24 protein-coding genes are annotated in these 25,546 nt (G+C 72.7%); 13 read left to right on the top strand and 11 right to left on the bottom strand.

Annotation, left to right across the window (positions count from 1 at the left end):
* Nucleotides 1-15 precede the first annotated feature (15 nt).
* Entirely contained in the window at nucleotides 16-4,140 is a 4,125-nt protein-coding gene (locus tag EKH77_RS03165) for a trypsin-like serine protease (protein ID WP_126912915.1), read from the bottom strand.
* 273 nt (nucleotides 4,141-4,413) lie between these two features.
* Here EKH77_RS03165 and EKH77_RS03160 point away from each other — a divergent pair, with 273 nt between their 5' ends.
* The 3 genes from EKH77_RS03160 to EKH77_RS03150 are packed head-to-tail and all read left to right on the top strand — an operon-like array spanning nucleotide 4,414 to nucleotide 6,939.
* The gene (locus EKH77_RS03160) at nucleotides 4,414-5,136 is read left to right on the top strand and encodes a hypothetical protein (RefSeq protein WP_126912914.1); all 723 of its coding nucleotides are present in this window, start codon (nucleotides 4,414-4,416) and stop codon (nucleotides 5,134-5,136) included.
* A complete protein-coding gene (locus tag EKH77_RS03155) occupies nucleotides 5,136-5,798 on the top strand; it encodes an RES family NAD+ phosphorylase (RefSeq protein WP_240667196.1) in 663 nt (220 codons plus the stop codon). The genes EKH77_RS03160 and EKH77_RS03155 overlap by 1 nt, the downstream gene beginning before the upstream one ends.
* A 55-nt stretch (nucleotides 5,799-5,853) precedes the next feature.
* Complete coding sequence (locus EKH77_RS03150; protein WP_126912913.1) at nucleotides 5,854-6,939, top strand: hypothetical protein; 1,086 nt, start codon at nucleotides 5,854-5,856, stop codon at nucleotides 6,937-6,939.
* A 151-nt stretch (nucleotides 6,940-7,090) separates the two neighbouring features.
* Here EKH77_RS03150 and EKH77_RS03145 read toward each other — a convergent pair whose 3' ends face one another.
* Complete coding sequence (locus EKH77_RS03145; RefSeq protein ID WP_164737726.1) at nucleotides 7,091-7,630, bottom strand: RICIN domain-containing protein; 540 nt, start codon at nucleotides 7,628-7,630, stop codon at nucleotides 7,091-7,093.
* Nucleotides 7,631-7,789: 159 nt separating this feature from the next.
* Here EKH77_RS03145 and EKH77_RS03140 point away from each other — a divergent pair, with 159 nt between their 5' ends.
* Both EKH77_RS03140 and EKH77_RS03135 read left to right on the top strand, forming a co-directional pair.
* Nucleotides 7,790-8,521 (top strand): L,D-transpeptidase family protein, encoded by a 732-nt coding sequence (locus EKH77_RS03140; RefSeq protein WP_126912911.1) that lies wholly within the window; start codon nucleotides 7,790-7,792, stop codon nucleotides 8,519-8,521.
* Nucleotides 8,522-8,667: 146 nt separating this feature from the next.
* Complete coding sequence (locus tag EKH77_RS03135; RefSeq protein WP_126912910.1) at nucleotides 8,668-10,407, top strand: GAF domain-containing sensor histidine kinase; 1,740 nt, start codon at nucleotides 8,668-8,670, stop codon at nucleotides 10,405-10,407.
* Nucleotides 10,408-10,419: 12 nt separating this feature from the next.
* Here the strand turns inward: EKH77_RS03135 and EKH77_RS03130 are convergent, their stop codons facing one another.
* The 3 genes from EKH77_RS03130 to EKH77_RS03120 form a co-directional block, all read right to left on the bottom strand.
* The gene (locus EKH77_RS03130; protein ID WP_126912909.1) at nucleotides 10,420-11,112 is read right to left on the bottom strand and encodes a response regulator; all 693 of its coding nucleotides are present in this window, start codon (nucleotides 11,110-11,112) and stop codon (nucleotides 10,420-10,422) included.
* 124 nt (nucleotides 11,113-11,236) lie between these two features.
* The gene (locus EKH77_RS03125) at nucleotides 11,237-12,238 is read right to left on the bottom strand and encodes a zinc-dependent alcohol dehydrogenase family protein (RefSeq protein ID WP_206279992.1); all 1,002 of its coding nucleotides are present in this window, start codon (nucleotides 12,236-12,238) and stop codon (nucleotides 11,237-11,239) included.
* A gap of 381 nt (nucleotides 12,239-12,619) precedes the next feature.
* On the bottom strand, nucleotides 12,620-13,123 hold the full coding sequence (locus EKH77_RS03120) for a hypothetical protein (RefSeq protein ID WP_126912907.1): 504 nt from the start codon (nucleotides 13,121-13,123) through the stop codon (nucleotides 12,620-12,622).
* A gap of 272 nt (nucleotides 13,124-13,395) precedes the next feature.
* On the opposite strand from EKH77_RS03120, the gene EKH77_RS03115 reads away from it, so the two are divergent.
* From EKH77_RS03115 to EKH77_RS03095, 5 genes are all read left to right on the top strand, one after another.
* Nucleotides 13,396-13,779, top strand: coding sequence for a hypothetical protein (locus tag EKH77_RS03115; RefSeq protein ID WP_126912906.1), 384 nt, complete (start codon nucleotides 13,396-13,398; stop codon nucleotides 13,777-13,779).
* A complete protein-coding gene (locus tag EKH77_RS03110; RefSeq protein WP_126912905.1) occupies nucleotides 13,776-14,582 on the top strand; it encodes a transcriptional regulator in 807 nt (268 codons plus the stop codon). The genes EKH77_RS03115 and EKH77_RS03110 overlap by 4 nt, the downstream gene beginning before the upstream one ends.
* A gap of 55 nt (nucleotides 14,583-14,637) precedes the next feature.
* Complete coding sequence (locus tag EKH77_RS03105; protein ID WP_126912904.1) at nucleotides 14,638-15,072, top strand: roadblock/LC7 domain-containing protein; 435 nt, start codon at nucleotides 14,638-14,640, stop codon at nucleotides 15,070-15,072.
* A 63-nt stretch (nucleotides 15,073-15,135) separates the two neighbouring features.
* Nucleotides 15,136-15,510, top strand: coding sequence for a hypothetical protein (locus tag EKH77_RS03100; protein ID WP_126912903.1), 375 nt, complete (start codon nucleotides 15,136-15,138; stop codon nucleotides 15,508-15,510).
* A gap of 144 nt (nucleotides 15,511-15,654) precedes the next feature.
* On the top strand, nucleotides 15,655-16,227 hold the full coding sequence (locus EKH77_RS03095) for a hypothetical protein (protein ID WP_126912902.1): 573 nt from the start codon (nucleotides 15,655-15,657) through the stop codon (nucleotides 16,225-16,227).
* A 5-nt stretch (nucleotides 16,228-16,232) separates the two neighbouring features.
* Here the strand turns inward: EKH77_RS03095 and EKH77_RS03090 are convergent, their stop codons facing one another.
* Together EKH77_RS03090 and EKH77_RS03085 are read right to left on the bottom strand one after the other, a co-directional pair.
* Entirely contained in the window at nucleotides 16,233-17,105 is an 873-nt protein-coding gene (locus tag EKH77_RS03090) for a hypothetical protein (protein WP_164737725.1), read from the bottom strand.
* A complete protein-coding gene (locus EKH77_RS03085) occupies nucleotides 17,098-17,751 on the bottom strand; it encodes a hypothetical protein (protein ID WP_126912900.1) in 654 nt (217 codons plus the stop codon). Before EKH77_RS03085 ends, EKH77_RS03090 begins: the two co-directional genes overlap by 8 nt.
* 354 nt (nucleotides 17,752-18,105) lie before the next feature.
* Between EKH77_RS03085 and EKH77_RS03080 the strand changes: the two genes are divergently transcribed.
* On the top strand, nucleotides 18,106-18,750 hold the full coding sequence (locus EKH77_RS03080) for a 50S ribosomal protein L25/general stress protein Ctc (RefSeq protein WP_126912899.1): 645 nt from the start codon (nucleotides 18,106-18,108) through the stop codon (nucleotides 18,748-18,750).
* Between the two features lie 7 nt (nucleotides 18,751-18,757).
* Complete coding sequence (locus EKH77_RS03075; protein WP_126912898.1) at nucleotides 18,758-20,173, top strand: glutamate decarboxylase; 1,416 nt, start codon at nucleotides 18,758-18,760, stop codon at nucleotides 20,171-20,173.
* Between the two features lie 90 nt (nucleotides 20,174-20,263).
* Here the strand turns inward: EKH77_RS03075 and EKH77_RS03070 are convergent, their stop codons facing one another.
* The 3 genes from EKH77_RS03070 to EKH77_RS03060 form a co-directional block, all read right to left on the bottom strand.
* Nucleotides 20,264-21,544, bottom strand: coding sequence for an IS701 family transposase (locus tag EKH77_RS03070; protein WP_126912897.1), 1,281 nt, complete (start codon nucleotides 21,542-21,544; stop codon nucleotides 20,264-20,266).
* A gap of 149 nt (nucleotides 21,545-21,693) precedes the next feature.
* Nucleotides 21,694-22,338 carry a response regulator gene (locus EKH77_RS03065; protein ID WP_126912896.1) on the bottom strand — a complete coding sequence of 215 codons (645 nt, stop codon included), beginning with the start codon at nucleotides 22,336-22,338 and terminating at the stop codon, nucleotides 21,694-21,696.
* Nucleotides 22,335-23,591: a sensor histidine kinase gene (locus EKH77_RS03060; RefSeq protein ID WP_430980970.1), complete on the bottom strand. Its 1,257-nt coding sequence runs from the start codon at nucleotides 23,589-23,591 to the stop codon at nucleotides 22,335-22,337. Before EKH77_RS03060 ends, EKH77_RS03065 begins: the two co-directional genes overlap by 4 nt.
* Before the next feature lie 131 nt (nucleotides 23,592-23,722).
* Between EKH77_RS03060 and EKH77_RS03055 the strand changes: the two genes are divergently transcribed.
* Nucleotides 23,723-24,274: a GlcG/HbpS family heme-binding protein gene (locus EKH77_RS03055; RefSeq protein ID WP_126912894.1), complete on the top strand. Its 552-nt coding sequence runs from the start codon at nucleotides 23,723-23,725 to the stop codon at nucleotides 24,272-24,274.
* 61 nt (nucleotides 24,275-24,335) lie between these two features.
* Here EKH77_RS03055 and EKH77_RS03050 read toward each other — a convergent pair whose 3' ends face one another.
* Nucleotides 24,336-25,520, bottom strand: a complete 1,185-nt coding sequence (locus tag EKH77_RS03050; RefSeq protein ID WP_206279800.1) for a glycine C-acetyltransferase — start codon at nucleotides 25,518-25,520, stop codon at nucleotides 24,336-24,338.
* Nucleotides 25,521-25,546: the final 26 nt, after the last annotated feature.

The following is a 25,546-nucleotide window of genomic DNA, read 5'->3' as shown; positions in this document are numbered from 1 at the left end:
CGGGGCGGGGTGCCGCTAGGAATCCGGGCACGCGGGGCCGGACGGCAGGTCGCGCAGGTACGCGGAACGCTCAGGGTAGGTGAAGTCCCGGTGGAGGGCCCGGCAGAGCGTCCTGGCGGCTTCCGCCGCGTCGGGAACCCCCACGGTCCACAGCCGTACTGTCTTGTCGTCGCTTCCGGTGGCGAGAGTGTCGCTGTCGGGGCTGAAGGCCACCGACCTCACATGGCCGGTGTGGCCCGTAAGGGTCCTGCGGATCTCACCGTCGGTGGTGTTCCTCAAACGTACGGTCTTGTCGTCGCCGCTGGTGGCCAGCGTCTTGCCGTCCGGGCTGTACGCGACCGACTGGACGGAACCCTCATGCTCGGGCAGGGTGTCACGGGGGATTCCGTTGGCCACGTCCCAGAGCCGTACTGTCTTGTCGGCGCCGCCTGTGGCGAGCGTCTTCCCGTCGGGGCTGAAAGCGACCGCGTTCACCTGGTCGGTGTGGCCGGTGAGGATGTTCCGGGATCTACCGTCGGCCACGTCCCACAGCCATACCGTCCTGTCCCGGCCGCCGGTGGCCAGGATCCTGCCGTCGGGGCTGAAGGCCACCGATTGAACTCTGTCGGCATGGCCGGAGAGTTTCTCCTTCATTTCCACGTTGGCCACGTCCCACAGGCGCACGATGCCGTCGGCGCTTCCGGTGGCCATGGTTCTGCCGTCGGGGCTGAACGCCACCGATTCCACGTCACTGTCGGGATCGGTGAAGGTGCCGCGGGTTTCGCCGTCGACCGAATCCCAGAGCCGTACGGTTCTGCCGCCCCCGGCAGTGGCGAGGATTCTGCTGTCGGGACTGAATGCCAATGAACTCACGGGATCCGTGCGCACGGTGAGGGAACGGCGTGGTGTGCTGCCGGTCACGTCCCACAGCTGTACGGTCCTGTCCTCACCGCCCATGGCGAGACTCCTGCCATCGGGGCTGAAGGCCACCGTGTTCACCGTCCCCGTGGCGCCCGTGAGGGTGCTGCGGGATTCCCGGCCGGTGGTGTTCCAGAGCCGTACGGTCCTGTCCGTGCCGCCGGTGGCGAGACTCCTGCCGTCGGGGCTGAAGGCCACGGACATCACCATGCCGTGATGGCCGGCGAACGCGGCGGTGAACCCGCGCGCGGCAATGTCCCAGAGCCGTACGCTCGCGTCGCTGCCGCCGACGGCCAGGGTTCTGCCGTCCGGGCTGAACGCCACCGACCCCACGTGATCGGCGCGGGTGGCGACGGTCCCCCGGGACTGGCCGCTGCCCGTGTCCCACAGCCGGGTGCTTCCATCACCCTCGCCGGTGGCGAGGGTCCTGCCGTCGGGGCTGAAGGCCACCGACCTCACCGCGTCGATCGACTCGATGCGCCGTTGGATCTCCCCACTGGCCGTGTTCCAGAGCAGTACGGTCCTGTCGGTGCCGCCGGTGGCGAGATTTTTTCCGTCGGGGCTGAACGCCACCGACCGTACGGCGTCGGTGTGGCCGATGAGGCCGCTCCGGATACTGCTGTCCGCCGTGTTCCACAATCGAGCCGCGCCGTCCCTGGTGCCCGTGGCGAGCGCGGTGCCGTCGGGGCTGAACGCCACGGATTCCACGGCGCTGCCGGTGCCGGAGATGACCCCCCGGAGCCTGCGGCTCGGCATGTCCCACAAGCGCGCGGACCCGTCGGCACCGCCGGTGGCGAGGGTCCTGCCGTCGGGACCGAAAGCCACCGACGACACGATGTCCGTGTGCCCCTCGAGGGTCCCTCGGGCCTCGCCGGTGGCCGTGTCCCACAGCCGTACGGTCCTGTCGGCGCCGCCGGTGGCGAGGATCCTGCCGTCGGGGCTGAAGGCCACCGCGTTCACCCGGGCCGTGTGGGTGGTGAGGCGGTGCCGGAGGGGCAGCGCGACGGCCCGGTAGAGGCTCGCTTTGGCCTCGTCGGTCGGGCTGGTCCGGTAGGCCTGGACGGCCAGCAGCGAGGCGAGGTCGGGCTGGGTGTCGATCAGGGCACCGGACTGGGCGGCGAGCTGCCGGGACTGGGTCTTGTGCTGCTCGGCGAGGATCTTGTGCCGGGCGTCGACGGCCGTCTGCATCTCCCAGAAGGCCACTCCCGTGGCGATCAGGGCGAGGGCGAGCAGGCCGGCCAGGACGGTGTTGACGAGCCGGCCACGACGGACCCCGGCCTGCTGACGCTCCTGGCTGGCCGTCAGGAACTCGGCGATCTCCTCGGGGAGGGGGCGCCGGCGGGCCCAGTCCCTGCCCTCGGCGAGGTCGGTTCCGTGCAGCAGGTCCCCGGGCAGGCCGCTGATGATGTGGCGTGCCTGCTGCCCGGCCGTGCGGTGCAGCCAGACCTGGAAGCGGTGGTCCTGGGCCACCCAGTCACGGAGATCGCCCCAGTCGCGGATGAGCGAGTCGTGGATGAGTTCGGCCGTGGGCTCGCCCGGCGCGCCGCCGCGCTCGGTGGCGGTGCGGGTGGTGACGATGCGGTGGCGGGTCAGGGCCGCGAGGACGTCGTCGAAGGCACGGCCGTGCTCGGGCCGCGCGGCCTCGGTGGCCAGCGCGCGCAGCCGCGTGAGGGGCACCTGCTGGCGGGTCGCCGGGGTGCCGTGGCTCTCGTCGGCGGGGCGGACCAGGGCGGTGAGGACGCGCCTGGCGACGGGGCGGTGACCGGACGGCAGTTGATGGAGGGCGGTGTTGCACCAGGCCGTGAGGGTGCCGGTGATCGCGCCGAGCTGCTGGTAGGCCTGGTGGGTGAGCCGGCCGTCGGAGCGCCGCTCCCACAACTGGCTCAACGCCAGCTCCAGGGGCGGCAGCAGCGTGGTGGACGCCTGCCGGGTGGGGCTGGCGGCGAGGACGTCGGAGATGATGCGTTCCGGCAGCCCGTCCTCGAAACGCGCTCCCGCCGCCCGGGCGGGCCGGGTGATGATCGCCCGGAGCTCCGGGGTGCTGAGCGCGGCTGGCACGTTGAGCAGCCCGGGGGTCGCGGCCGCCAGCAGTTCGGGCGCCAGGGCCGCCAGTTGGGGGTAGAAGTCGTCCCGCATGACCAGGATGACGGCGAGCTCGGTGCCGGGCGCCATGAGCGCCTGCGCGGCGGCCGCGCACTTCTCCGGTATCCGGCTCTCCCCGGGGGCCGGCCGGGCGAGGATCTCCTCGAACTGGTCGATGACGAGAAGCACGCGGTCGTGACCCGGCTCGGCGGCCAGCCGGCGTCGCACCGACGGCATGATCCCGTCGGTGGCGGCCACGGTCAGGCCCGCGTGTTCCAGCTCGGCCACGAGGTCCTGCCCGGGCCGCACCACCAGCGGCAGCCAGCGGTCGCTCCCCGGCAGGCCGCCCGCGGCGAGGGCGGGCAGCACCCCCGCCTGGACGAGGGAGGACTTCCCCGCGCCGGACGGCCCCAGGAGCAGCAGGAGCCGTCGTTGCGTGCCCAGCGCCTCCAGCACACCGTGCACCGCGGCGTCCCGGCCGTGGAACCACTCGGAGTGCTCGGCGGTGAACGGTTCCAGCCCCCGGTACGGGGACACCTCTTGCTCGACGAGTTCCCGCCAGGCCTCCCGCAGGACCTGCGTGGGGGTGGCGTAGGCCACGGACAGCCCTTTGAGGTGCCGGTCGGGTGCGGCGATGGAGGTGACCATGCCGATGACCAGTCCGGTCATCTCGTCGATCACCGGCCCGCCGCTGAAGCCCGTGGTGATGTCGTTCGCGTCGGTCAGTTGCAGCAGTGTGCTGTCGGCTCCGTTGCCGCCCGCCAGCAGATCGCCGGCTTCCGCGTACCCGAAATGGCCCCCGGGCGGTGCCTGGGCCGGAAACCCGAAGGTGCGCACCCGGTGCCCCCGGCAGCCCTCGGCCGATCCCAGGGACAGTGCGTCCATACCCGGCGGAGCGCTCTTCAGGCGCAGGACGGCGATGTCCTGCGCACCGGGCGGCCGCCAGGGGCCGGGCAGGACATGGGCCTGGACGTGTCCGGCGGCGTTCGCGTGCGGGAAGGCCACCCACACCGTGGCACCCGGGCCGTGACCGGCCGCGCGGACGACATGCGCGCAGGTGATGACGGTGTCCGCGGCGACCGCGAATCCCGTACCCGCCACGCCGCCGTCCGCGTCGAGGATCTGGGCGACTGCCCTGACGACCTTGGAAGCGGTTTTCACCGGAATTGGTTCCCCCGAATCCTCCAGTGGAATTCACGCCACACCTTCGTCCGGAACGTGGTCGTTCCGTCGCGCCGGAAGCGAAGGCGGCGACTCGGAACGTAGCAACTTCCCTCGCGCCGCGGACCGATTCAAAGGGCGCGGACAGTGGTATTCGGACAGCGTCGGCAGGGGACTCCGCCGGCGGTCGAAGCGGAAGAAACTATTCAGCCGTTTCATTCGTGCTTCACGATGCGTGCGGCGCAGATCGCTGGTTTTTGGAGGGGAGACCGGATGGACCACGCCGAAGAACTGCTCGCCGTGTTGAGGGACGACGCGGGCGGCCTCCGGGGCCGACTGGACGACGACCGGTACCGGTCGCTGATGGCCCTCGTCCGGCACCTCGTGGACGCGGCGGACGATCCCGCCGTCGCACTGCGAGCCGTTCATGACATCCGGCACGTCCTGAGGGCACTTCCCGGCGACCATCCGGTCTGGCCGGCGCTCAACGCCCTGCTCGTCCCCGCTCCTCGGGCGCCGGACGGCCCGGTGCCCGCCACGGGCGCGCTGATGACCAGGCCGACGGCGCGGGCCGCCGAGCGGGACGAGGAGGGATCCATCGTGAAGCGAATGAACATTCCGGAACCCGGGGCGGACACCGCCGCCGTCGTCACCGAGGTGCGGCGCCGCGTGCTGACGGCGCCCTCGTTCTCCGCCGACGAGGCACGGTCGCGGTGCGCGGGCGGGCGGCCTCCCCGCGAGCTCATCCGGCTGGACGACCCGCTGCGCGGCGCGCGCTACCCGGCCTTCCAGTTCGCCCTCGGCTCCGGCGGGCCCCCGGTCCCCGTCGTCCGGGAGGTCAACCGGCTGCTCATGGCGCACGTCGATCCCTGGGGCGCCGCGGACTGGTGGCTCAGCGGCAACACCTGGCTGGGCGGACCACCCGTCTCGTTCCTCGGGGCGGTTCCGGACGAAGAGCTCACGGGGGTGGCCCGGGCCTTGGTGGAGGGGGACTGATGACAGGCAACGTATCGCCCGCCCTGTACACGATGCGCCCCCGCGCGTATCTGCTCCCGGCGGGCACGGAATGGTGGCGCGTGCACAACAGGGCCCGTCCGGCGACGCAGTTCAATCCCGTGTCCGCCGACGCCCATTTCGGCGGCAACCGCTTCGACGGCACGTCGTACGACCCTTATCCCTATCTCTATCTGGCGAGCGATCCGGCCACCGCGCTGGCCGAGACGCTGCTGCGCTCGCTCGACTTCGACACCGAGTCGGGCATGCGTCTCGTCCCGTACGCCGCGATCGCCCACAGGACGCTGAGCGCGGTGCGGACACGGTGCGACCACAAGCTCATCTCCCTGATCAGCGAGGAGGACCTCGCGGCCGTCTGCCAGGACTCCTGGCTGCTCGAGACGGAGGGCGACGGGTACGCGAAGACCCGGCGGTGGGCGAGCGAGCTGCGCGCGCAGGACCCCGACGCCGCCGGCCTGGTCTGGCAGTCCCGGAGACGCCGGCCCCGCCTGGCCGCCGTGCTCTTCCAGGACCGGTGCGGAAAGGAGCCGTTGACCGTGCTTCCCGTGGAGGAATTCCAGGACCTGGGATCCCCCGCCGGTGTCGCCGCGGTGAACCGGATCCTGGCGCCGCTGCGCGCGGCCGTCGTCAGCCCATGGCACTGACCCGGGTTCTCATGCTGGCCACGTAGTCACTTGTCCGCCCGCGGCGCACGGTGCCATGGTGCCGGACGTGCCGATAAACGACGAAGACTACGCGTCGATGCTGGGGGAATTGAAAGAAATCAGAAGAGCCGGGCTCGTAAAGCTGCGCACATTGCGGGTACCGGTGCTGCAGCGGACGGCGGCCGCACGGACGTCCAACGGTTCCGTCGAGGAACTGATCCGGCATGCCGTGTGCCGGCTCGACGAGGGGACGTTGCGGGCGGCCGCCGAGTACACCCTGGGCCTGGCGCAGGGCACCCGCGACTGGCCGGGCGCCGACCGGCGAAGACGCGCGGCCGAGATCTACGGCGTGAGCATCGAGCGGTTCCGCAAGGATCAGGAGCTGATGCTGCTCGGTCAGGTCGCCGAGGCCATAGACGGCCTCGGGGAGGAGGCCGCCGGGGACCGGTGGGACCTCGGCACCACGCATCGCGTCGTCCCCGTCGCCGTCCGCGGCCGGACCGTCCCCGTGACCGTGCACGTCCACCCGGTCGACCTGCTGCGGGACGTCGACGTCGTGGTGGCCCCCACCAACGTCTTCTTCGCGCTGCCCGAGCCCTACAAGTCGTCGGTCTCGGCGTCCCTGCGCCGGGCCGGGGCCGTCCGCGGAGTGACCGGCGACATCCTGGAGGACCGGATCCGGGACGAGCTCCGGGCCTGGGTCGCGCGGCAGGGCGCCCTGGGCCGTCCCGTGCCGGCCGGCACGGTGGCCGCCACCGGCGCCGGCGCCCTCACCGGCCAGGGCATACGCCGCGTCTACCACGCCGCCGTCGCCGTGCCCCGGGGCGGCACGAACGACTACGACGTCCAGCCCGCCGACGTCACCCGGGCCGCGACCCGGGCACTCGCGATCCTGGCTGAGGAAGAGCACGAGTTCGGCCCGCCGCTGCGCTCGGTGTGCTTCACCCTGCTCGGCGCGGGCCGGGGCGGGCTGCCGTACCGGACCAGCATCGGCGCGCTCTGGGCGGCCGTGGAGGCCGATCTGGCGCGTGGCGCGCGGTGGGACGTCCACTTCGTGGTGCGCAATCCGTCGGCCGCGGCACTGCTGACCCGGCTGGCCACCCGGATCCGCCCGAAGGCCGACCCGACACCGACCGGCTGACCGACTTCACTGGAGTCATGCGGCCGAGTACGGGGTTGTGGAGTACGGGGGTCTTCACGCCCGTACGAGGCCGTTGTGCGGCGCGACGAGCGAGGGGGCGGCATCAGCAACTGATGCCGCCCCCTCGGTTGTCCGCCCCGTGCCGCGCCGGTCAGTAGGTCCAGATCTGCTGCTTCACGTTGGCGAATTCCCATTGCTGGGCCCGGGCGCCGTTGCGGGTGCTGCCATTGTCGATCTCCAGGACCTTGCCGCTGTTCCTGTTCACGATCACGCCATTGGAGTAGGCGATCCACTGCTGGGTCGCGACACCGTCGACGCAGGCCCACTGCTGGGCCGGAGCGCCGTTCTCCCTACGGGAGTCCGCGATCTCCAGGCACTTGCCGCTGTTGAGGTTGACGATCTGGATGTAGTCGCCTCCCACCGCTCTGGAGCCCCAGTTGGCACCGGCCTGCCCCTTGCAGTCCCACTGCTGGACGCGGGCGCCGTTCTTGGAGCTGGAGCCCTCCACCTCCAGGCACTTGCCGCTCTTGTCGTTCGTTATCAATGAGCCGGCGAGGTGGACGGGCTTCGCGGAGACGGTGTCGGCCGTGCCGCCGCCGGCCTGAACGGCGTTGGCGGTCGAGCCGGAGCTGCCCAGAGCCACCAGGACCATCGCGCCGGCCATGGCCGCCTTGAGGGGGATGTTCCTCATGAGATCTTCCCTTCGCCGGAGTAGCTGACATGTCCAGCTAACGGGAGGAGCTGGTCGAGGAGCGGTCGCCAGGAGGGCGGATTCTGGCACCCCAACAGGCGGCACCATGCCGACCGATTCGAAGCGCAACCAAGTGGCCTCCCCGTGTGTCCTACGGGCATGACAAGCGCAGCAGTGAAGAGAGCGAACGTCCGTGTACGCGGACGACTCGGTGTTCTCCTCGGCGCGGCGGCCGTGCTGGCCGTGCCGCTGTCCGGCGTGGTGGGGGCGGGCAGCGCGCAGGCGGCCACGGCCTCCTGCACCGCCGGGGCCGGGCCGTACCAGAAGCAGGCCGAGCGGTTCCTGGGGCGGCCCGTCGACGGGCGGCAGTCGGCCGCCGACTGCCGGGCGATCCGGGACTTCCAGCTCGACCACGGCATCAGCCCCGCCGTCGGCTACGCCGGGCCCGTCACCTGGGGCGTCATGGACCTCGTCGCCAAACAGCGCGCCGCCGGGAGCAACCCCAACGCCGATCGCAAGTGCCCGGTCGACAAGGGGCGGATCGCCTGCGTCGACCTCACCCGTCAGCTGAGCTGGATACAGGACGGCTCGCGGCTGGCGTTCGGGCCGGTGCCGATACGGTCCGGCCGGGACGGGTACGAGACGCGGACCGGGCTCAAGCGGATCTACTGGCGCAGCGTCGACCACTGGTCGACGATCTACAAGGTGCGGATGCCGTACAGCCAGTTCTTCGACGGCGGGCAGGCGTTCCACTCCATCGACGGCAGCGTCTGGTCGGCACCCGGCTCCCACGGCTGCGTCAACATGCGGCGCGGGGACGCGAAAACGTACTGGTCGATGCTGAAGAACGGCGACGACGTCTACGTCTACGGGCGCAAGAGCGGCACCTGATCCGACGCCTCGGCCGATGCCCGGTCCGGGCCACTTCATGGCCCGGACCCGGCTCCTCCGGTGCCCCCGCCAGCGGATACGGTGGTCCTCGGGTGGGCGGGTCGTCCGTCCGTGAAGGTTCGGACGCGCCTACGAGGAGGCACGGCATGGTGGTGCGCTTACCCCAGCTCAGACTGGACGAGCTGCTGGAGGAGCTCCAGGCCCGGATCGACGCCGCGCGCGGCACCCGGGACCGGGTGCACAGTCTCCTGGAAGCCGTGATGTCGGTCGGCCGGGAGCTGGAACTGGAGCATGTGCTGCGCCGGATCGTCGAGGCGGCGGTGGCGCTCGTGGACGCCCGGTACGGCGCGCTGGGCGTCATCGGGCCGGACGGGCGGACGCTGTCGCAGTTCCTCACTGTCGGGCTGCCGGAGGAGCACATCAAGGCCATCGGGCCGTATCCCTCGGGCCACGGCATCCTGGGCGAGCTCATCCGCCATCCCGAGCCGCTGCGGCTGCCCCGGATCTCCGCGCACCCCGCCTCGTACGGCTTCCCGGCGGAACACCCGCCGATGGACAGCTTCATGGGCGTGCCCATCCGGGTGCGTGAGCAGGTCTTCGGCAATCTCTACCTGGCCGAGAAGCGGGGCGGCGCGGACTTCGAGGACGAGGACGAGGAGGTGCTCGCCACGCTCGCCGTCGCCGCGGGCGTCGCCATCGACAACGCCCGGCTGTACGAGGAGTCCACCCGCCGCGAGCGCTGGCTGCGCGCGGGCGCCGAGGTGACGAACCGTCTGATGTCCGGCGTCCGGCCGGCCGACGTCATCGGCCTGATCGCCGAGCGGGCGAAGGAGATCACCTCCGCCGACCTGGTCACCGTCTCCCTGCCCCTGCCGGAGGGGGAGCCCGCGCTGACCGTCGAGGCCGTCCTGGGGGAGGAGGCCGACGACCTGCGCGGCACGGTGCTGCCGGCCGACGGCACCCTCGCCGGGAGCGCGTACGCCTCCGGCCGGCCGGTCCTCAGCGCGGGCCTCGCCGCCGACCCGGCGAACGCCGCCGGGCCCTGCCGCGCCGCGGGTCCCGCCGTGGCCGTGCCGCTCACCTCCGGTGACGCGGTGCGCGGTGTGCTGCTGCTCGCCCGGGCCAAGGGCCGCGCGCCGTTCACCCAGGAGGAGACGGAACCCCTTCTCGCCTTCGCCGGGCAGGCCGCCGTGGCCATGGAGCTCGCCGAACGCCGCGCGGACGCCGCGCAGATCGCCGTGCTGGAGGACCGCGACCGCATCGCCCGCGACCTCCACGACCTGGCCATCCAGCGGCTCTTCGCCACCGGTATGACGCTCCAGAGCGCCGACCGCTTCATCGACCACCCAGAGGCCGCCGAGCGCGTCCAGCGGGCGGTCGACGACCTCGACGAGACCATCAAGATCATCAGATCCACGATCTTCGGTCTGCGCTCCCGGGAGACCGCTCCCCAGCACGGGCTCCGCACCCGGGTCGTCCAGACCGTCGGCGAGGGCGGCACGCTCCTCGGCTTCGCCCCGAGCCTGCGGATGGAGGGGCTGCTGGACACCCAGGTGCCGCGCGAGGTCACCGAGGACGTCGCCGCCGTCCTGGGGGAGGCCCTGGCCAATGTGGCCCGGCACGCCCACGCCCGGTCGGCCGACGTCGCCGTCGTCAACGACGGCCGCCGGCTGACGCTGACGGTCACCGACAACGGTGCCGGGATGCCGGAGGGCGAGGGCGGCCGCCGCAGCGGCCTGCGCAACCTCGCCGAGCGGGCCGCCCGCCACGGCGGCCGGCTCCGGCTGACAGCGCCGGAGGGCGGCGGGACGACCCTGACGTGGAGCATCCCGCTGCCGGACCGCTCCCGCGAGGGTGTGACGCGAGGCGCGACGGGCGAGGTATGACGGGGGAGAGGGTCAGGACGGCCGGGCGACGTTCGACGCGAGCACGGCCGCCTGGATGCGGCGCTCCACACCGAGCTTGGCGAGCATCCGCGAGATGTGGTTCTTGACCGTCTTCTCGGACAGGTAGAGCCGCTCCGCGATCTGACGGTTCGTCATGCCGTCGCCGATGAGGCCGAGGATCTCCCGCTCGCGCGGTGACAGCCCGGCCAGGCGCTCGTCCTCCGGCTCGGGCTGCTCGTCCTCGCCGCGCAGGCTGTTCATCAGGCGCGTGGTCGTCGCCGGGTCCAGCATCGACTGGCCGGAGGCGACCGTGCGGATGGCGGCCACCAGGTCGGAGCCCTTGATCTGCTTCAGGACGTAGCCGGACGCCCCCGCCATGATGGCGTCCAGCAGCGCGTCGTCGTCGTCGAACGAGGTGAGCATCAGACAGGTCAGCCCCGGCATCCGGGACCGCAGCTCGCGGCAGACCGTGATGCCGTCGCCGTCGGGCAGCCGGACGTCCAGCACCGCCACGTCGGGACGGAGCGCGGGCCCGCGCGCCAGCGCCTGGGCGATGCTGCCGGCCTCGCCGACGACCGAGATGTCGTCCTCGCCGTCGAGCAGATCGTGCACACCCCGGCGTACGACCTCGTGATCGTCCAGGAGGAACACCCGGATCGGCCGCTCCGCGGAGAACGCCCCCGCTCGCGCTGACTGCTGCTCCACCGCTCCGGCTCCTCATCGTTTCGTCGGCATGCCGTCCTGTTTGGATCATGATCCAACATTTGTCGGACCGCCATGGGCCGAACGGCCCCGATCCGGCCAGGACGCGCCGCCGGGCCGGCTCGGCTCACTCCTCCGCGACCAGCACCGCCACGCCCGTGACGCGGTCCCCCGCCAGGTCCGCGAGCGCCTCGTCGGCACGGCTCATCGGATACGGCTGCACATGCACCACCGGCCGGTGCCGGGCGACCTCGGACAGGTACGCGCGCCCGTCCGCCCGCGTGTTGGCGGTGACGCTGCGCAGGGTCCGCTCCTGGAAGAGGTGCCGCTGATAGCCGAGCACCGGGATGTCGGTGAGATGGATTCCGGCCACGGCCAGCGTCCCGCCCCGGTCGAGGGCCGCCAGCGCCACCGGCACGAGATCCCCGACGGGAGCGAAGAGGATCGCCGCGTCGAGCGGCACGGGCGGATCGTCGTACGTGCCGCCCGCCGACGCCGCGCCCAGCTCGAGCGCCAGCCGGCGGGCCGGCTCGGCACGGGTGAGGACGTGCACGGACGCGCCCTGGGCGATCGCCAGCTGTGCGGTCAGATGGGCGGACGCGCCGAAACCGTAGATGCCGAGCGCGCCGCCGGGCGGCAGCTCGGCCCGCCGCAGGGCGCGATAGCCGATGATGCCCGCGCAGAGCAGCGGCGCGAGCTCCTCGTCCGGCGGGCCCTCCGGCAGCCGGTAGGTGAAACGGGAGTCCGTGACGACGTGCTCGGCGTACCCGCCGTGGACGTCCCAGCCGGTGTAGCGGGAGTCCGGGCAGAGGTTCTCCCGGCCGCCGGTGCAGTACCGGCACGTCCCGCACGTGCCCGCGAGCCAGGCGGCGCCGACGCGGTCGCCGGGGGCGAAGCCCTCCGCGGCCGGCCCGGCGGCCAGCACCCGGCCGACGATCTCGTGGCCGGGCGTACGGCGGGGCGCGCGCGGCGGCAGATCGCCCTCCGCCAGATGCAGATCCGTCCGGCACACCCCGCACGCCCGCACCTTGATCAGCAGATCGTACGGGCCCGGTTCCGGCAGCGGCCTGCGCTCCCGGCGCAGCGGCCGTTCGGCGGCGGGCGCTGTGTGGTCGACGACCCAGGCCATGGTCTCCGTCGGGGGCGGCACGGCGGCCCCAGCCGCCACGGCGGCTCCGGGCTCGGGGGAGCGCGGAGCCTGCGGTTCGGGGACCGTCATCGTGCTCACCTCCGGCCGTCGAGCCCTCGCTCCTTCCACGGTGCGCCGGGCCCGGGGCGACGGCAAGGCCCGGGTGTCCCCGCGCGGGGACCGTTCGGCCCCTGCGCGCCGCGGCCGCGCGACGGCATGCTGGTCACAGCCCGGACGGGATGTCGTCCCCGCTCGGTCCCCCGGGCGCGTGCCGGGGCCGGAAGCCGATGGCCGGCCCTGGCACGCCGCCCCGGCGGCACGCCCCGCCCGGGTGCCCGGCCGCCGCCCGCCCGGATCGTGCGCGCGGCGGCCGCCCGGCGGTCAGTAGTGCCAGCGCGGGCGACCGCCGTCGCCGCCGCAGGTGATGGGGCGGCCGTGGGCGTCGTGCGTACCGGCGCCCACATCGCCCTTGCGGCAGAACTGGCCCGCCTTGTAGCAGTTCCCGGCGTCGGAACGGATCTCGCAGGACGATTCCGACGTGGACGACCCCTTCGCCCCCGCCGCCCCCGTCTGTTCCGCGCCGGGCGCCGGGGGTTCGGTCTGCGGCCCGCGCGTCTTGGGCGGCGCCTTCGGCACGTGGGTCGCCGACCCGGGGGACGGCGTGGTGGCGTGCGTCGCGCTCCCCGTGGGGTCCGGGGACGGTGAGGACGACGCGGACGCGGACGCCGACGCCGAGGCGGACGCGGACGGCGAAGCGGACGGGCGCGTCGGCGACTTGTCGTCCCCCGTGCACCCGGTGAGGGTCAGCGCGGTCGCGAGGGCGAGCCCGCACGCGGCGGCGAGGCGCCGGCGGAACGCGGGACGGGACACGGTGGCTATGGCCAAGGCGGAACTCCACGATCGGTACGGACGGGCAGGCGGGCATCGCCGCCGAACGTGGGGGGACCGGCGGCGTTCACCCTAACGCCCAACGCGTCAGGCATATAGCACCTCCGCACATGTGCCGAAGGAAAATGCCAAAACCCTCACCCTCTGCCATCCGTATCGGTTACCTTCCGTCGCATGGGTCACATCCCCTGGTGATCACCCCCCATGTACCGAGCCTTGTACCGATACGCGGCGCTCCCTGTTGCCGTCGCGCGGCTGGAGAGGATCGTGTGACCGGAATAGACGGGTGCCTGACGGAGGCCATGGCCATTCCCGGGGCGCGGGGCGCGAGTCTGGTGGACTGGACGAGCGGGCTCACCCTGGGGGCGGTGGGCGACGGACCGGACGGCGATCACGAGGCGTCGGCGGCGGAGGCCGCCGAACTGGCCCGGCTCGCCGTCGAGAACGGTGGGTTCACGGGCGGCGCACGCCACGACGGGCCGGTCGAGGAGCTGATCGTCACGGCGCGGGGGAGCTACCACCTGTTCCGGTACGTGGCGACCTCGTTCGACAGCAGTGTCTTCCTCTACGTCTGGCTGGACCGGACGGAGGCCAATCTCGCCGTGGCGCTGTTCCGGATGAAGGACCTGGCCACCCGGCTGGTGTCGGCATGACGGCCGTGGTGACGGGCGGGGCCGTGGTGACGGCCACGCTGGACCGGCTCGTCCGGGAGCGGGCGACGGGGGCGCTGCACGGCCGGGCCGGGGCGCTCTACCTCGCCGACGGCGCCCTGGTGCACGCCGAGAGCCCGGTCGTGCCGGACGTGGGGTGGCGGCTGACGGCGAGCGGCCGGCTGTCGCGGGAGAGCTGGGAGGAGGCGGTGGCCGAGGGCGGGCCGGACCACCGCGCGGGGAGCCTGCTCGTCGAACGCGGCAGGCTCAGCCGGGGCGAGCTCGAACTGTGCCATCTCAGCGCCCTGTTCGACGCGGCCTACTTCGTACTGTCCCCGCTCGACGGCTCCCAGCGGGCCCCCGACCGGTTCCTGCGGGGCGCCCGCCACTGGTTCGGTCCCGTCCGTCCCGTTTCCGTGGCGGCCGTGCGGCGTGAAGTGCGCCGCCGCCGGGGCCTGCTGGAGCGGGCCTGGCCCTGCCCGGCGCTCGACGTGTCCCCGGTCGTCCCCGTCCCGGTACCCGTCCCCGCGCCCAGGGCCGTCCGCCGGTCCCCGTCCGGCGCGGTGCTGGCCGCGGCCGACGGGGTGCGGACGCCGACGCAGATCGCCGGCGCGCTGGGCCGCCCCGCCTTCGCCACCCTCCTCGACGTCCGGCGGCTGGCGGCGGCGGGGCTGGTGCGGACCCCGGCCCCCGGCACGCCACCGCCCCGCCGGGCCCGCCCGGCGGCGCCGGCCGCGAAGGTCCCCGCCGACGCACCGGAGATCTTCCTGCTCCAACGGATCCGCGACGCTTTGGAGGCCTTGTGACCCTGAGACGCTCCGCGACCGGGCCGGGTGCCGGCCGGGTCCCACCGATCCCATGATGAGGCGCGCGTTGAGGCAATTCGTCGTAAGGAGGCAGCCGATGACCGCCGCACCCGAGGTGCTCGCCGAGCTCCAGGGGTTACGTGTCCGGGTACCGCATCTGACCGGTGCCATGGTGGCGAGCACCGACGGGCTGGTGATCGCGCATCTCGTCACCGGTGCCGAACCGGACGGGCTGGCCGCGCTGACCGCGGCGGCCCTGGGGGTCGGCGCGCGGCTCTCGGACGCCGTGGGCCACGGCGGGTTCCGCGAACTCGTCGTCAGCGGCGAACTCGGCTACGTGGCCACGTACGCGGCCGGCGCCGCGAGCGTGCTGACGCTGCTGGCGTCGGCCGACGCCAATGTGGGGCGGCTGAACCTGGAGGCCCGCAGAGCGGGCGCCCGCATCGCCGAGCTCGTCGACGGCGCGCTGGAGCGACAACGCCAGGCGTAGTGCCCCATACGTATCCATCCATAAATTCATCGACAAATTCATCGACAAAGAAATGGATTTCCCATGGCGAACACCGAGACGGCCCTCAAGGACGCGATGAACTCGATCGACGGCACGCTGGGCGTGGCCCTCGTCGACTACGGCAGCGGCATGGCGCTGGGCACCCTGGGCGGCTCGTCGTCGCTCGACCTCAACGTCGCGGCCGCGGGCAACACGGACGTCGTCCGGGCCAAGCTGCGCGCCATGGAGATGCTCAACCTCCAGGACAGCATCGAGGACATCCTCATCACCCTCGGCACGCAGTACCACTTGATCAGGCTGCTGACGGGCCGGGGCGGCAGCGGGCTGTTCCTTTACCTGGTGCTCGACGGCAAGCGCGCCAACCTCGCGATGGCCCGCCATCAGCTCCGGCGCATCGAGGCCGAGCTGGAGGTCTGAAGCGTTTTGGCGACTTGACGACCGCACCGCGGCACACCGCGTCAGGGACCCGTCGTCACCGGAGGGGTGGCCCGATTTGCGGGGGCGTCGCACCCGGCGCAGGGTCTTCGTGAAGATCCCCTTCTGTTCGAAGGAGTTACCTCCATGGGTGTCCCCCGAAGATCCGGCCTGCTGGTGTCCGCCACCGTGTGCGGTGCGCTCCTCCTCGGCACCGCGGCCCCCACCACGGCCGGCACGGTGTCCGCGCCGGCCGGCGCGTCCGGCGCCACCGCCCACGTCCAGGCCCCCTCGCCCGACGCCCTGCGCAAGGCCGCGGGCCAGGCGATGCGGGCCATCGACGAGAACGCCGTCGGCAAGGAGGCGGCCGAGGAGGCTGCGGGCTGCGCCGCCCTCGGCCCGGAGCGGTCCCGCGCCGGGCACTGCGGGACGGTCCGGGACAACCTCGACGCGCTCGGCCGGGCCCGGGCCGGCCTGGAGCGGCAGGCGGGCAGCGGGCGTCCGGAGCTCCGCGCGGTCACGCTCGCCACGACCGACGCGGTCGTCGCGACCGTACGGCTCGCCAAGGAGCGGGCCGCGCACGACGGCGGCCGGTTCGACGGCGCCGGGCTCATCCCTTCCGTGCAGGGCCTGCTGAGCGGGCTCGTCAACACGCTCGGTGGTGTGGTGGGCGGTGTCAACGACCTGATCAGCGGGCTGGTGCGAGGTTTGCTCGGCTGACGCGGTCACCACGGCCCGAACGGGACGAGGTCCGGGCCCACGCCGTGCCAGTCGTCGCCCCCCTGGGCGACGCGGTGGAAGAGGTGCGCGGCGTACCAGACGACCAGGTCCTGGCCGTCGGTGCTCTCGGCGTTCAGATAGCCGTTCAGCCCGTCGTCGGCCGCGCTGCCCTGCCGTCCGTAGCGGTCCTCGCTCGCGCGGTAGCGCAGCAGCCACAGGTCGGAGGCCGAGAAGGCGTCCGCGGTGCCGTCGTTCGGCCCGGGCAGCACGTGGTAGCCACGGTGGCTGTCCAGGTCGACGACGGCCCAGCTGCGCCGCGACGGCGGGTTCTTCAGCCGCTTGGTCTCGGTGCGGAAGGGGTGCCAGCCCGCCCCCCAACCCTCCTCACCCGTATATGTGTTGTACTCCAGCGCCAGATCCCGCCCCGCGCCGTCGATGTCGAAGTCCAGCCGCCAGTAGACGTGGTGACGGTGGTCGAAGGGGCACTGGATGCCCGCGCTGAAGAGCCGGGGCATGATCACGCCGTTCTCCCAGAACACCCAGCGGTGGGTGAGCCGGTAGGCGCTGATGGTGTGGTACGACTCCACGCTCAGGGCGCGCAGGCCCCCGCTGGAGTAGGCGTAGACGCACACCCTGCTGCCCGGGCAGCGGGAGGTGGGGTGCGCGTTGTTGTAGTTGAGCGGGTCCTTGTACGGGCCGCACGGCCCCTCGTACCGCACCCGCAAGGAGGGGAGGCTGGCCTTGGCGAAGACCTGGTGCCCCCGGTAGGCGGCGCCGAGGATGACGATGCCCTCCTCATCGGGGGCGTCCGCCAGCCGCCAGTCGAAGGTCCATACCGGCTGCTGGGCGGGCCAGCTGATCCGGCCCGACTCACTCATCGCCCACCCTCCTTCCCGCGTCGACCACCCGCTCCTCCCCGAGGTCGACCAGGACGCGCACCTGGGGCATGCGCCGGTCGGGGGAGCCGAAGGCGACATAGGCGCGGCGCCGGCCGTGGTGCTCGTCGCCCCCGCGCTCGTCGCTGGTGAGCAGCACCATGGGCACGGCGTCGGCCGGGGCCCGCCGCGCGGCCTCGGACTGGGCCCGGGCGATCTCCACCGCCCGCTCGATCTCCGCGTCCGAGAGGGCGGGCTGGGCGGGGCCCGCGGTCATGCCGGTGAGGACCGGCGGCTCGCCGTCGTCGAGGGTGAACTCCAGCGTGCGGTCGTCGGTGTAGTCGTAGACGAGCACCAGGATCGCGGGCGTCGTACGGTCCTTGTCGTCGGCGAGCAGGCCGGCGCCCAGGAAGGCGTACCGGTGTCCGTCGAGCGCGGCCCGCGCCCGGGAGTCGGCGAGCACCGCCGGGGCGGCGCGGTCGAGCAGCTCCTCGCCGGAGGGGGTCGCGGTGCGCTCCCAAGCCACCGGTTCGGCGGGGCCGGGGGCCGGCGGCGGCCCGGGAATGTCACGGACGGCGGGCTCCACGACGGCTGGGAATTCCGGGAGGCCCGGTCGGTCCGGCGGTGGTTCGAGGCGGATTTCTGGCATGGGCCACCCTTTCCTCGCGTCCGCGCAGACGGGCGGTACCCGGCGGCGGCCGGATGCGGAATGCTGCGCGGCACCGATGATTTCACCGTGCTTTCCGGTCGTCACCGGTGTTCACGGGTGACGGCCCGTGGGCCGAAGCGCGGCCGCCCGGCTGTGCTCCGGCGTGCGGAGAGGGCGCACGGACGGGTGGTTCGCCCCGCCCGCGCGGCCCCGGCGGCACGGCCGCCGGGCGTCGTTCAAGGAAATGGGTTTCTCGGCCGAACGGAGCAATCGAGAATTTCCCGGGCGGTCCGGCCGGATGAACCCGGAATAAACTCGGCGGCCGGAGAGCCACGAATTCCGAGGAGCGCCCCCATGGCCGAAGTGAAGCTTGCCGCCACACCGCGTACCGACTTCGGCAAGGGTGCCGCCCGGCGTATCCGCCGCGAGAACAGGGTTCCCGCCGTCGTCTACGGCCACGGCGCCGACCCCAAGCACCTCGCGCTGGACGGCCACGCGCTGTGGATGGCCCTCAAGACGCCGAACGTGCTCATCCGGCTCGACATCGAGGGGGGCAAGAGCGAGCTGGTGCTCCCCAAGGCCGTCCAACGCGACCCGCTCAAGGGCTTTCTGATCCACGTGGACCTCCTGGCCGTGAAGAAGGGCGAAAAGGTCACCGTGGACGTCCCGGTCCTCACCGAGGGGGAGCTGGCACCCGGCGGAAACCTGCTGGAGCACATGCTGGACGCGCTGCCGATCGAGGCCGAGGCCACCCATATTCCGGAGTCGTTCACCGTCTCCATCGAGGGCCTGGAGGCCGGTCACACCATTCGCGCCGAGGACATCGAGCTGCCGCGCGGCAGCACCCTGGCCGTCGACGGGAGCACGGCCCTGCTCCAGGTCGTCGCCGCCCAGGCGGAGGAAGTCCCCGAGGAGGAAGAGGAGGAGGGCGCCGCCGAGGCCGCCGCCCCGGCCGAGGGAGCCGAGGCCGAGCAGCCCGCGGAGGGCGGCGAGGGCTGACGCGCGCATGGCGCTGCACAAGGGCGGCGGCGGCCGGCACGCCGCCCGCCGTTACGCGGTCAACCCCTTCTACGGGGAGGCGGACCCCGTCTCCTCGATGGCGCTGGAGCCACCCCAGCACCGGCTGCCCGACGGGCCGATGACCCCGTCCGCCGCCTATCAGTTCGTCCACGACGAACTGATGCTCGACGGCAACGCCCGGCTCAACCTGGCCACCTTCGTCACCACCTGGATGGAGCCCCAGGCGGGCGTGCTGCTGGCGGAGTGCCGGGACAAGAACATGATCGACAAGGACGAGTACCCGCGCACCGCCGAGCTGGAGCGGCGCTGCGTGGCCATGCTCGCCGACCTGTGGCACGCCCCCGACCCCGCCTCTGCCGTCGGCTGCTCCACCACCGGCTCCAGCGAGGCGTGCATGCTCGCCGGCCTCGCCCTCAAACGCCGCTGGGCCCTCGCCCATGGCGACCGCTACCCGGGCGGCGGGGCCCGGCCCAATCTGGTGATGGGCTCCAACGTCCAGGTCTGCTGGGACAAGTTCTGCAACTTCTGGGAGGTCGAGGCCCGCCAGGTGCCCATGGAGGGCGACCGCTTCCACATCGACCCGGACGCCGCGGCCGCGCTCTGCGACGAGAACACCATCGGCGTCGTCGCCGTCCTCGGCTCCACCTTCGACGGCTCCTACGAACCGGTCGCCGAGATCTGCGCCGCGCTGGACGCCCTCCGGGAACGTACGGGCCTGGACGTCCCCGTCCACGTCGACGGCGCGTCCGGCGCGATGATCGCCCCCTTCCTCGACGAGGACCTGGAGTGGGACTTCCGGCTGCCGCGCGTGGCCTCCATCAACACCTCCGGCCACAAGTACGGCCTGGTCTACCCCGGCGTCGGCTGGGCCCTGTGGCGGGACAAGGCGGCGCTCCCCGACGAACTGGTCTTCCGCGTCAACTACCTGGGCGGCGACATGCCCACCTTCGCCCTCAACTTCTCCCGCCCGGGCGCGCAGGTCGCCGCGCAGTACTACACGTTCCTGCGGCTGGGCTGCGAGGGCTACCGGGCCGTCCAGCGCAACTCCCGCACCGTCGCGAGCGGTCTCGCCCGGCGTATCGGGGAACTGGGCGACTTCCGTCTGCTGACGCGCGGCGACCAACTGCCGGTGTTCGCCTTCACCACGGCCGACGGCATCACCAACTTCGACGTCTTCGACGTCTCGCGCCGGCTCCGGGAGCGGGGCTGGCTCGTCCCCGCGTATGCGTTTCCGCCGAACCGGGAGGACCTGTCGGTGCTGCGGGTCGTGTGCCGCAACGGGTTCTCGCAGGACCTCGCGGACGTCTTCCTCGACGACCTGGGGGCGCTGCTGCCGGAGCTGCGGCGGCAGAGCGCGCCACTGGACCGGCCGGAGCGGGTGGCGACGGCGTTCCACCACTAGTAGGACTTCGTTAGGTCTGTCTTGGTCTTGTTGTGTGTGTCCTGGTGGGCAGGGGTTGGTGGCAGGTGGTGCAGATGCCGGTCCAGCACCTCAGGATGTCCTGGAGAGTGTCGAGGATTTGGTAGAGGGTGAGACCGGTGTGGGGGCTTTTGGGGCCAGGCGTTGTTCGGTGAGGAAGGCGTGGGCGGCGGTGACGAGGGTGACGTGGTGGTGCCAGCCTGGCCAGGAGCGGCCTTCGAAGTGGTCCAGGCCCAGGCCGTGTTTGAGTTCGCGGTAGTCGTGCTCGATCCGCCAGCGGATCTTGGCCAGATGCACCAGGTCGGCGATGGGGGTGTCCGCCGGGAGGCTGGACAGCCAGTAACCGGTGGGGGTCTCGGCGTCTTCGGGCCATTCGGCCAGCAGCCAGCAGTCGGGCAGGACCCCGTCCCACCAGCCCTGCCCGGCCGAGGCCGCGGCTTTGACCGGACGCTCGACGGCCTTGCCCGCGGGACGGACGCGCACGGCGGCGAACCGGGAACGCAGTTTCCCTCTTGATCCGTTCCGCCAGGTCACGGTGGTGAAGGCTTCTTGTCCGAGGCCGGTGGCCAGGGCTGCTACCGAGGGTGCCCGGTGGCGGTAGCGGGGCTGGGGCCGGCATCCGGTGGGCCCGTTGCGGGCCGGGGCCGAAGGCTCGGCGTCGAAGGGGTGGGCGGTCACGTCCGCGCGGATGGCCAGGACGTAGGCGAGTTTGCGGTCGGCCAGTGCGGCCCGTAGGTGTGCGTTGGTGCCGTAGGCGGCGTCGGCGACCACGACCGGTGGGCTCATGTTCCAGCCGGCGAGGGTGTCGAGCATGTCCAGGGCCAGTCGCCATTTCTCGCGGTGCGTGACCCCGGGCGGGATCCGGGTCGTGGTCCGGCGGGCGGTGTCCGATGCCCATTCCTCGGGCAGGAACAGGCGCCATTGCAGCGGGCAGGAAGCCGTGTCGGTGGCGGCGTGGATACTGACCGCGACCTGGCAGTTGGCCTGTTTGCCCAGCGCCCCGCAGTACTGCGGGGCCACCGCGACCGACATCCGGCCGTCCTTGGGCACCGACACATCATCGATCACCCAGGCCACCGGGTCGATCAGCGGCAGCATCCGCTCACAGATACGGCGCTGCACCGGAACGGGGTCCCACGTCGACTGGTTCACGAACTGCTGCAGGTTCTGCTCGTTGCCGTCCGGCAGCCGCGCGGCCATCGCCTGGACGGACTTCCGGCGGCCGTCCAGCATCAGCCCCCGCAGATAGCAGTCGCTCTTGGCCCGCTGGTCCTTCCGCGGCACCGACGCGAACACATCAGCGACGAACAACCCCAACTTCACCCGAACACGGCCCACTTCAAGCGCGTCCATACACCCAACATGCCACCGAACAAACCCGCCAGGAAGACCTAACGGAGTCCTACTAGCTGTGTGGGGGATGAGGCCCCGGTCCCGCCCTCTCACCGTTTCCTGGGGCTCCGCCCCAGACCCCGGTCCTCAAACGCCGGACGGGCTGAAAGTCAGCCCAGCAGCCGCTGCTCCTTCGCCACGGCCACCGCCCCCGCCCGCGTGTCCACGCCCAGCTTGGCGTAGATGCGGCCCAGGTGGGTCTTGACCGTGGCCTCGCTGATGAACAGCGCCCGGGCGATGTCCCGGTTGCCGAGGCCGCGCGCGAGCTGGTCCAGGATGTCGCGCTCGCGGTCGGTGAGCGTGCCGGTGGCGGGCCGGGTGCCGCGCAGCCGGGCCATGACCCGGCCGGCCACCGGCGGGGAGAGCGCCGTACGGCCCTGGGCGGCGGCCCGGACGGCCGCGAAGAGCTCCTCGGGCCGCTCGGCCTTCAGCAGATAGCCGGTGGCCCCGGCCTCCAGGGCGCGGGTGACGTCGGCGTCCGTGTCGTAGGTGGTGAGCACCAGCACCCGCACCTCGTCCGGCGCGGCGGTGATGCGGCGCGTGGCCTCCACCCCGCCGATGCCCGGGCCCAGCTGGAGATCCATCAGCACCACGTCCGGCCGCAGCTTCGCCGCCATGGCGACGGCCTCCTCGCCGGTACCCGCCTCGCCGACGACCTCGATGCCGGGCTCGCTGGCGAACAGGGCGCGCAGCCCGGCGCGGACGACGGCGTGGTCGTCGCACAGCAGCAGACGGACGGGCGTGGCGGCGCTCATGGCAGCTCCGGGGAGTCGGGGGAGACGAGGGGGAGGGCGGCGGAGACGACGGTGCCCTCGCCGGGCACGGACTCCACGCTCAGCCGGCCGCCCAGCCTGCCCGCGCGGGCCCGCATCGCGGGCAGGCCGTGGCCGCGCCCCGGGCCGGCCGCCGGGGCGGTGGAGGCGTCGAAGCCCCGCCCGTCGTCGGCGACGTCGAGGACGACCTGGTCGTCGAGCCAGGTGAGGGTGAGGGCCGCGGTGCTCGCCCCCGCGTGCTCGCGGACGTTGGCGAGCGCGCCCTGCGCGATCCGCAGCAGCGCCGACTCCGCGCTCTCCGGCAGGGGCACGGGCGTCCCCTCCTGGTGGAAGCGCACCGCGAGGCCGGGCACCGGCTCCCGCTCGGCCAGGGCGCGCAGCGCCTCCGCCAGGGGTACCCCGCCCGCCAGATCGGCGGGGGCCAGGTCCTGGACGAAGCGGCGGGCCTCGGCCAGGCCCCGGGCGGCGACGTCCGCCGCCGCGCGGACGTGGTGGCGGGCCGTGCCCGGGTCGGCCGTCCAGATCCGGTCGGCCGCCTGGAGCAGCATCTGCTGGCTGGACAGGCCCTGGGCCAGGGTGTCGTGGATCTCCATCGACAGCCGCTGCCGCTCGGCGAGCGCGCCCTCGCGGCGCTCGGTCGCGGCCAGCTCCCGGCGCGTGCGCAGCAGATCGCCGATCAGGGCGTCCTGCCGGGCCCGCTGCCGCTCCATGTGCACAAAGGCGGCGGTGGCCAGCGCGGCGACGGTGGGCGGCGCGACGACGAGGTTGGGGTCGAAGCCGAAGAGGCTGATCTGCGCGGCCACGACGAAGACCGTCAGCCCCGCGATCAGCACGAGGGAGCCCCGGACGGGCAGGGTGCGCAGGGCGGTGTAGACGAGCGGCACGGCGCACCAGGCGAAGCTCGGGGCCGCGACCACCAGCACCACCCACACCCCGACGACCGCGCCGAGCCACAGCCGCCGGTGCGCCGGGGCGGCGTCGTCGAGGCCCGCGCCGAGCACGTAGAGGATGCCGAGGAGGGTGCTCAGGGCGATGATCCACGGGGTGTCCGGGTGGCCCGCGTGACGGATCAGGAAGCGGACGAGGGACGCGCCGAGGAGGAGGAAGAACGCGGTGTGCCGGACGACGGCGAACCACCGCGCGTCGGGGTCGCGGTCCGGGAGCGGTGGGGCGGTGCCGGTCACGTACGTGTTCACGTCTTCTGTCCTAACCCCTGGTGATCGCCCTCGCATCATCCGATCGGTCGACCCCGGGTCGTCCGAACCGCGCGCGGATGCCCTCCGGACCGACGACCGGAAGGGGTCGTGATCGCTTCGAGGATGGAGACGTCCCGATCGGCTCCGATCAGTTCCGTCAGGAGTTCCCCATGAAGAGCCTCCAGAACGTCTCCGTCCGCGCCCGTGTGATCGCCGGCTCCGTCGCCGTGGCCGTCGCCGGTGCCGTCACCTTCGGCGCCGTCGCTGCCACGGCGGCCCCCGTTCCCGCCGCCGCCCCGGCCCCGGTCGCCAAGGGCCTGGTCCAGGTGAACCGGCTGTCGGTGGACGCGGCGACCAAGGCCGCGCAGGCCGCGCTCGCCGCCGCGAAGAAGGACGGGCAGAAGGTGTCCGTCGCCGTCGTCGACCGCGACGGCAACACCGTGGTGACCCTGCGCGGGGACGGCGCGGGCCCGCAGTCCTACGAGTCCGCCGAGCGCAAGGCGTTCACGGCCGTCTCCTGGAACGCCCCGACCTCGGAGCTGGTCAAGCGGCTCCAGCAGACCCCGAACCTCAAGGACATCCCGGGCACCCTCTTCCTGCCCGGCGGCGCCCCCGTCCAGGACAAGGGCGCCCCGGTCGCGGGCATCGGCGTGGCGGGCGCGCCCAGCGGCGATCTCGACGAGAAGTACGCGAAGGCGGGCGTCGCCGGCCTCGCGGAGTAGGTCCGGCGCACGCCGTGGGGCCCGCCCCGGAAGACCGGGACGGGCCCCATGAACCTCAGCTTCAGGCCGCGACCAGCGCGTCGCGGACCTCGCGGAACGCGGCGACCGTGCGCAGCACATCCTCGCGGGAGTGCGCGGCGGACAGCTGGACGCGGATGCGCGCCTTGCCGTTGGGCACGACGGGGTAGGAGAAGGCGATCACGTAGATGCCCTTCTCCAGCAGCGCCGCGGCCATCCGGCCGGCCAGCGCGGCGTCACCGACCATCACCGGGGCGATCGGGTGCTCGCCCGGCAGGATGTCGAAGCCCGCGGCGGTCATCTCCGCGCGGAAGAGCTTGGTGTTCTCCCGCAGCCGCGCCCGGCGGTCACCGGACTCGGTCAGCAGGTCGAGCACCCGCAGCGAGGCGCCGACGATGGACGGCGCGAGGGAGTTCGAGAAGAGGTACGGGCGCGAGCGCTGGCGCAGCAGCTCCACGATCTCGGCGCGCGCGGCGACGTAGCCGCCGCTGGCCCCGCCGAGGGCCTTGCCGAGGGTGCCGGTGATGATGTCGACCCGCTCGGTCACCCCGAACAGCTCGGGCGTGCCGCGGCCCTCCTCGCCGACGAAGCCGACGGCGTGGGAGTCGTCGACCATGACGAGGGCGCCGTAGCGCTCGGCCAGGTCGCAGATCTCGTCCAGGGGGGCGATGTAGCCGTCCATGGAGAAGACGCCGTCGGTGACGATCAGCTTGTGCCGGGCGCCGGAGGCCTCCTTGAGGCAGCGCTCCAGGTCGGCCATGTCACGGTTGCGGTAGCGGAAGCGGGCCGCCTTCGACAGGCGGATGCCGTCGATGATGCTCGCGTGGTTGAGCTCGTCGGAGATCACCGCGTCCTCGGCCGTCAGCAGCGTCTCGAAGACACCGCCGTTGGCGTCGAAGCAGGAGCTGTAGAGGATCGTGTCCTCCATGCCGAGGAACCGGGAGATCTTCTCCTCGAGCTCCTTGTGCGGCGCCTGGGTACCGCAGATGAACCGGACGGAGGCCATGCCGAAGCCCCAGTCGTCCAGGGCCGTCTTGGCGGCGGCGATGACCTCGGGGTGGTCGGCGAGGTCGAGGTAGTTGTTGGCGCAGAAGTTCAGGACCTTGCCGTCACCCACGCTGATGGCCGCGGACTGCGGGCTGGTGATCACGCGCTCGGACTTGTACAGCCCGGCGTCACGGATGTCCTGCAGCTCCTTGCGCAGGTGCTCGCGCATGCTGTCGAACACGGGGGACTCCTCGTGGTGTGGTCGTA

The organism is Streptomyces luteoverticillatus (assembly GCF_003970715.1).
In the GTDB taxonomy this organism is placed as follows: domain Bacteria; phylum Actinomycetota; class Actinomycetes; order Streptomycetales; family Streptomycetaceae; genus Streptomyces; species Streptomyces abikoensis.
This window is presented reverse-complemented; position numbering and strand designations above follow the sequence as displayed.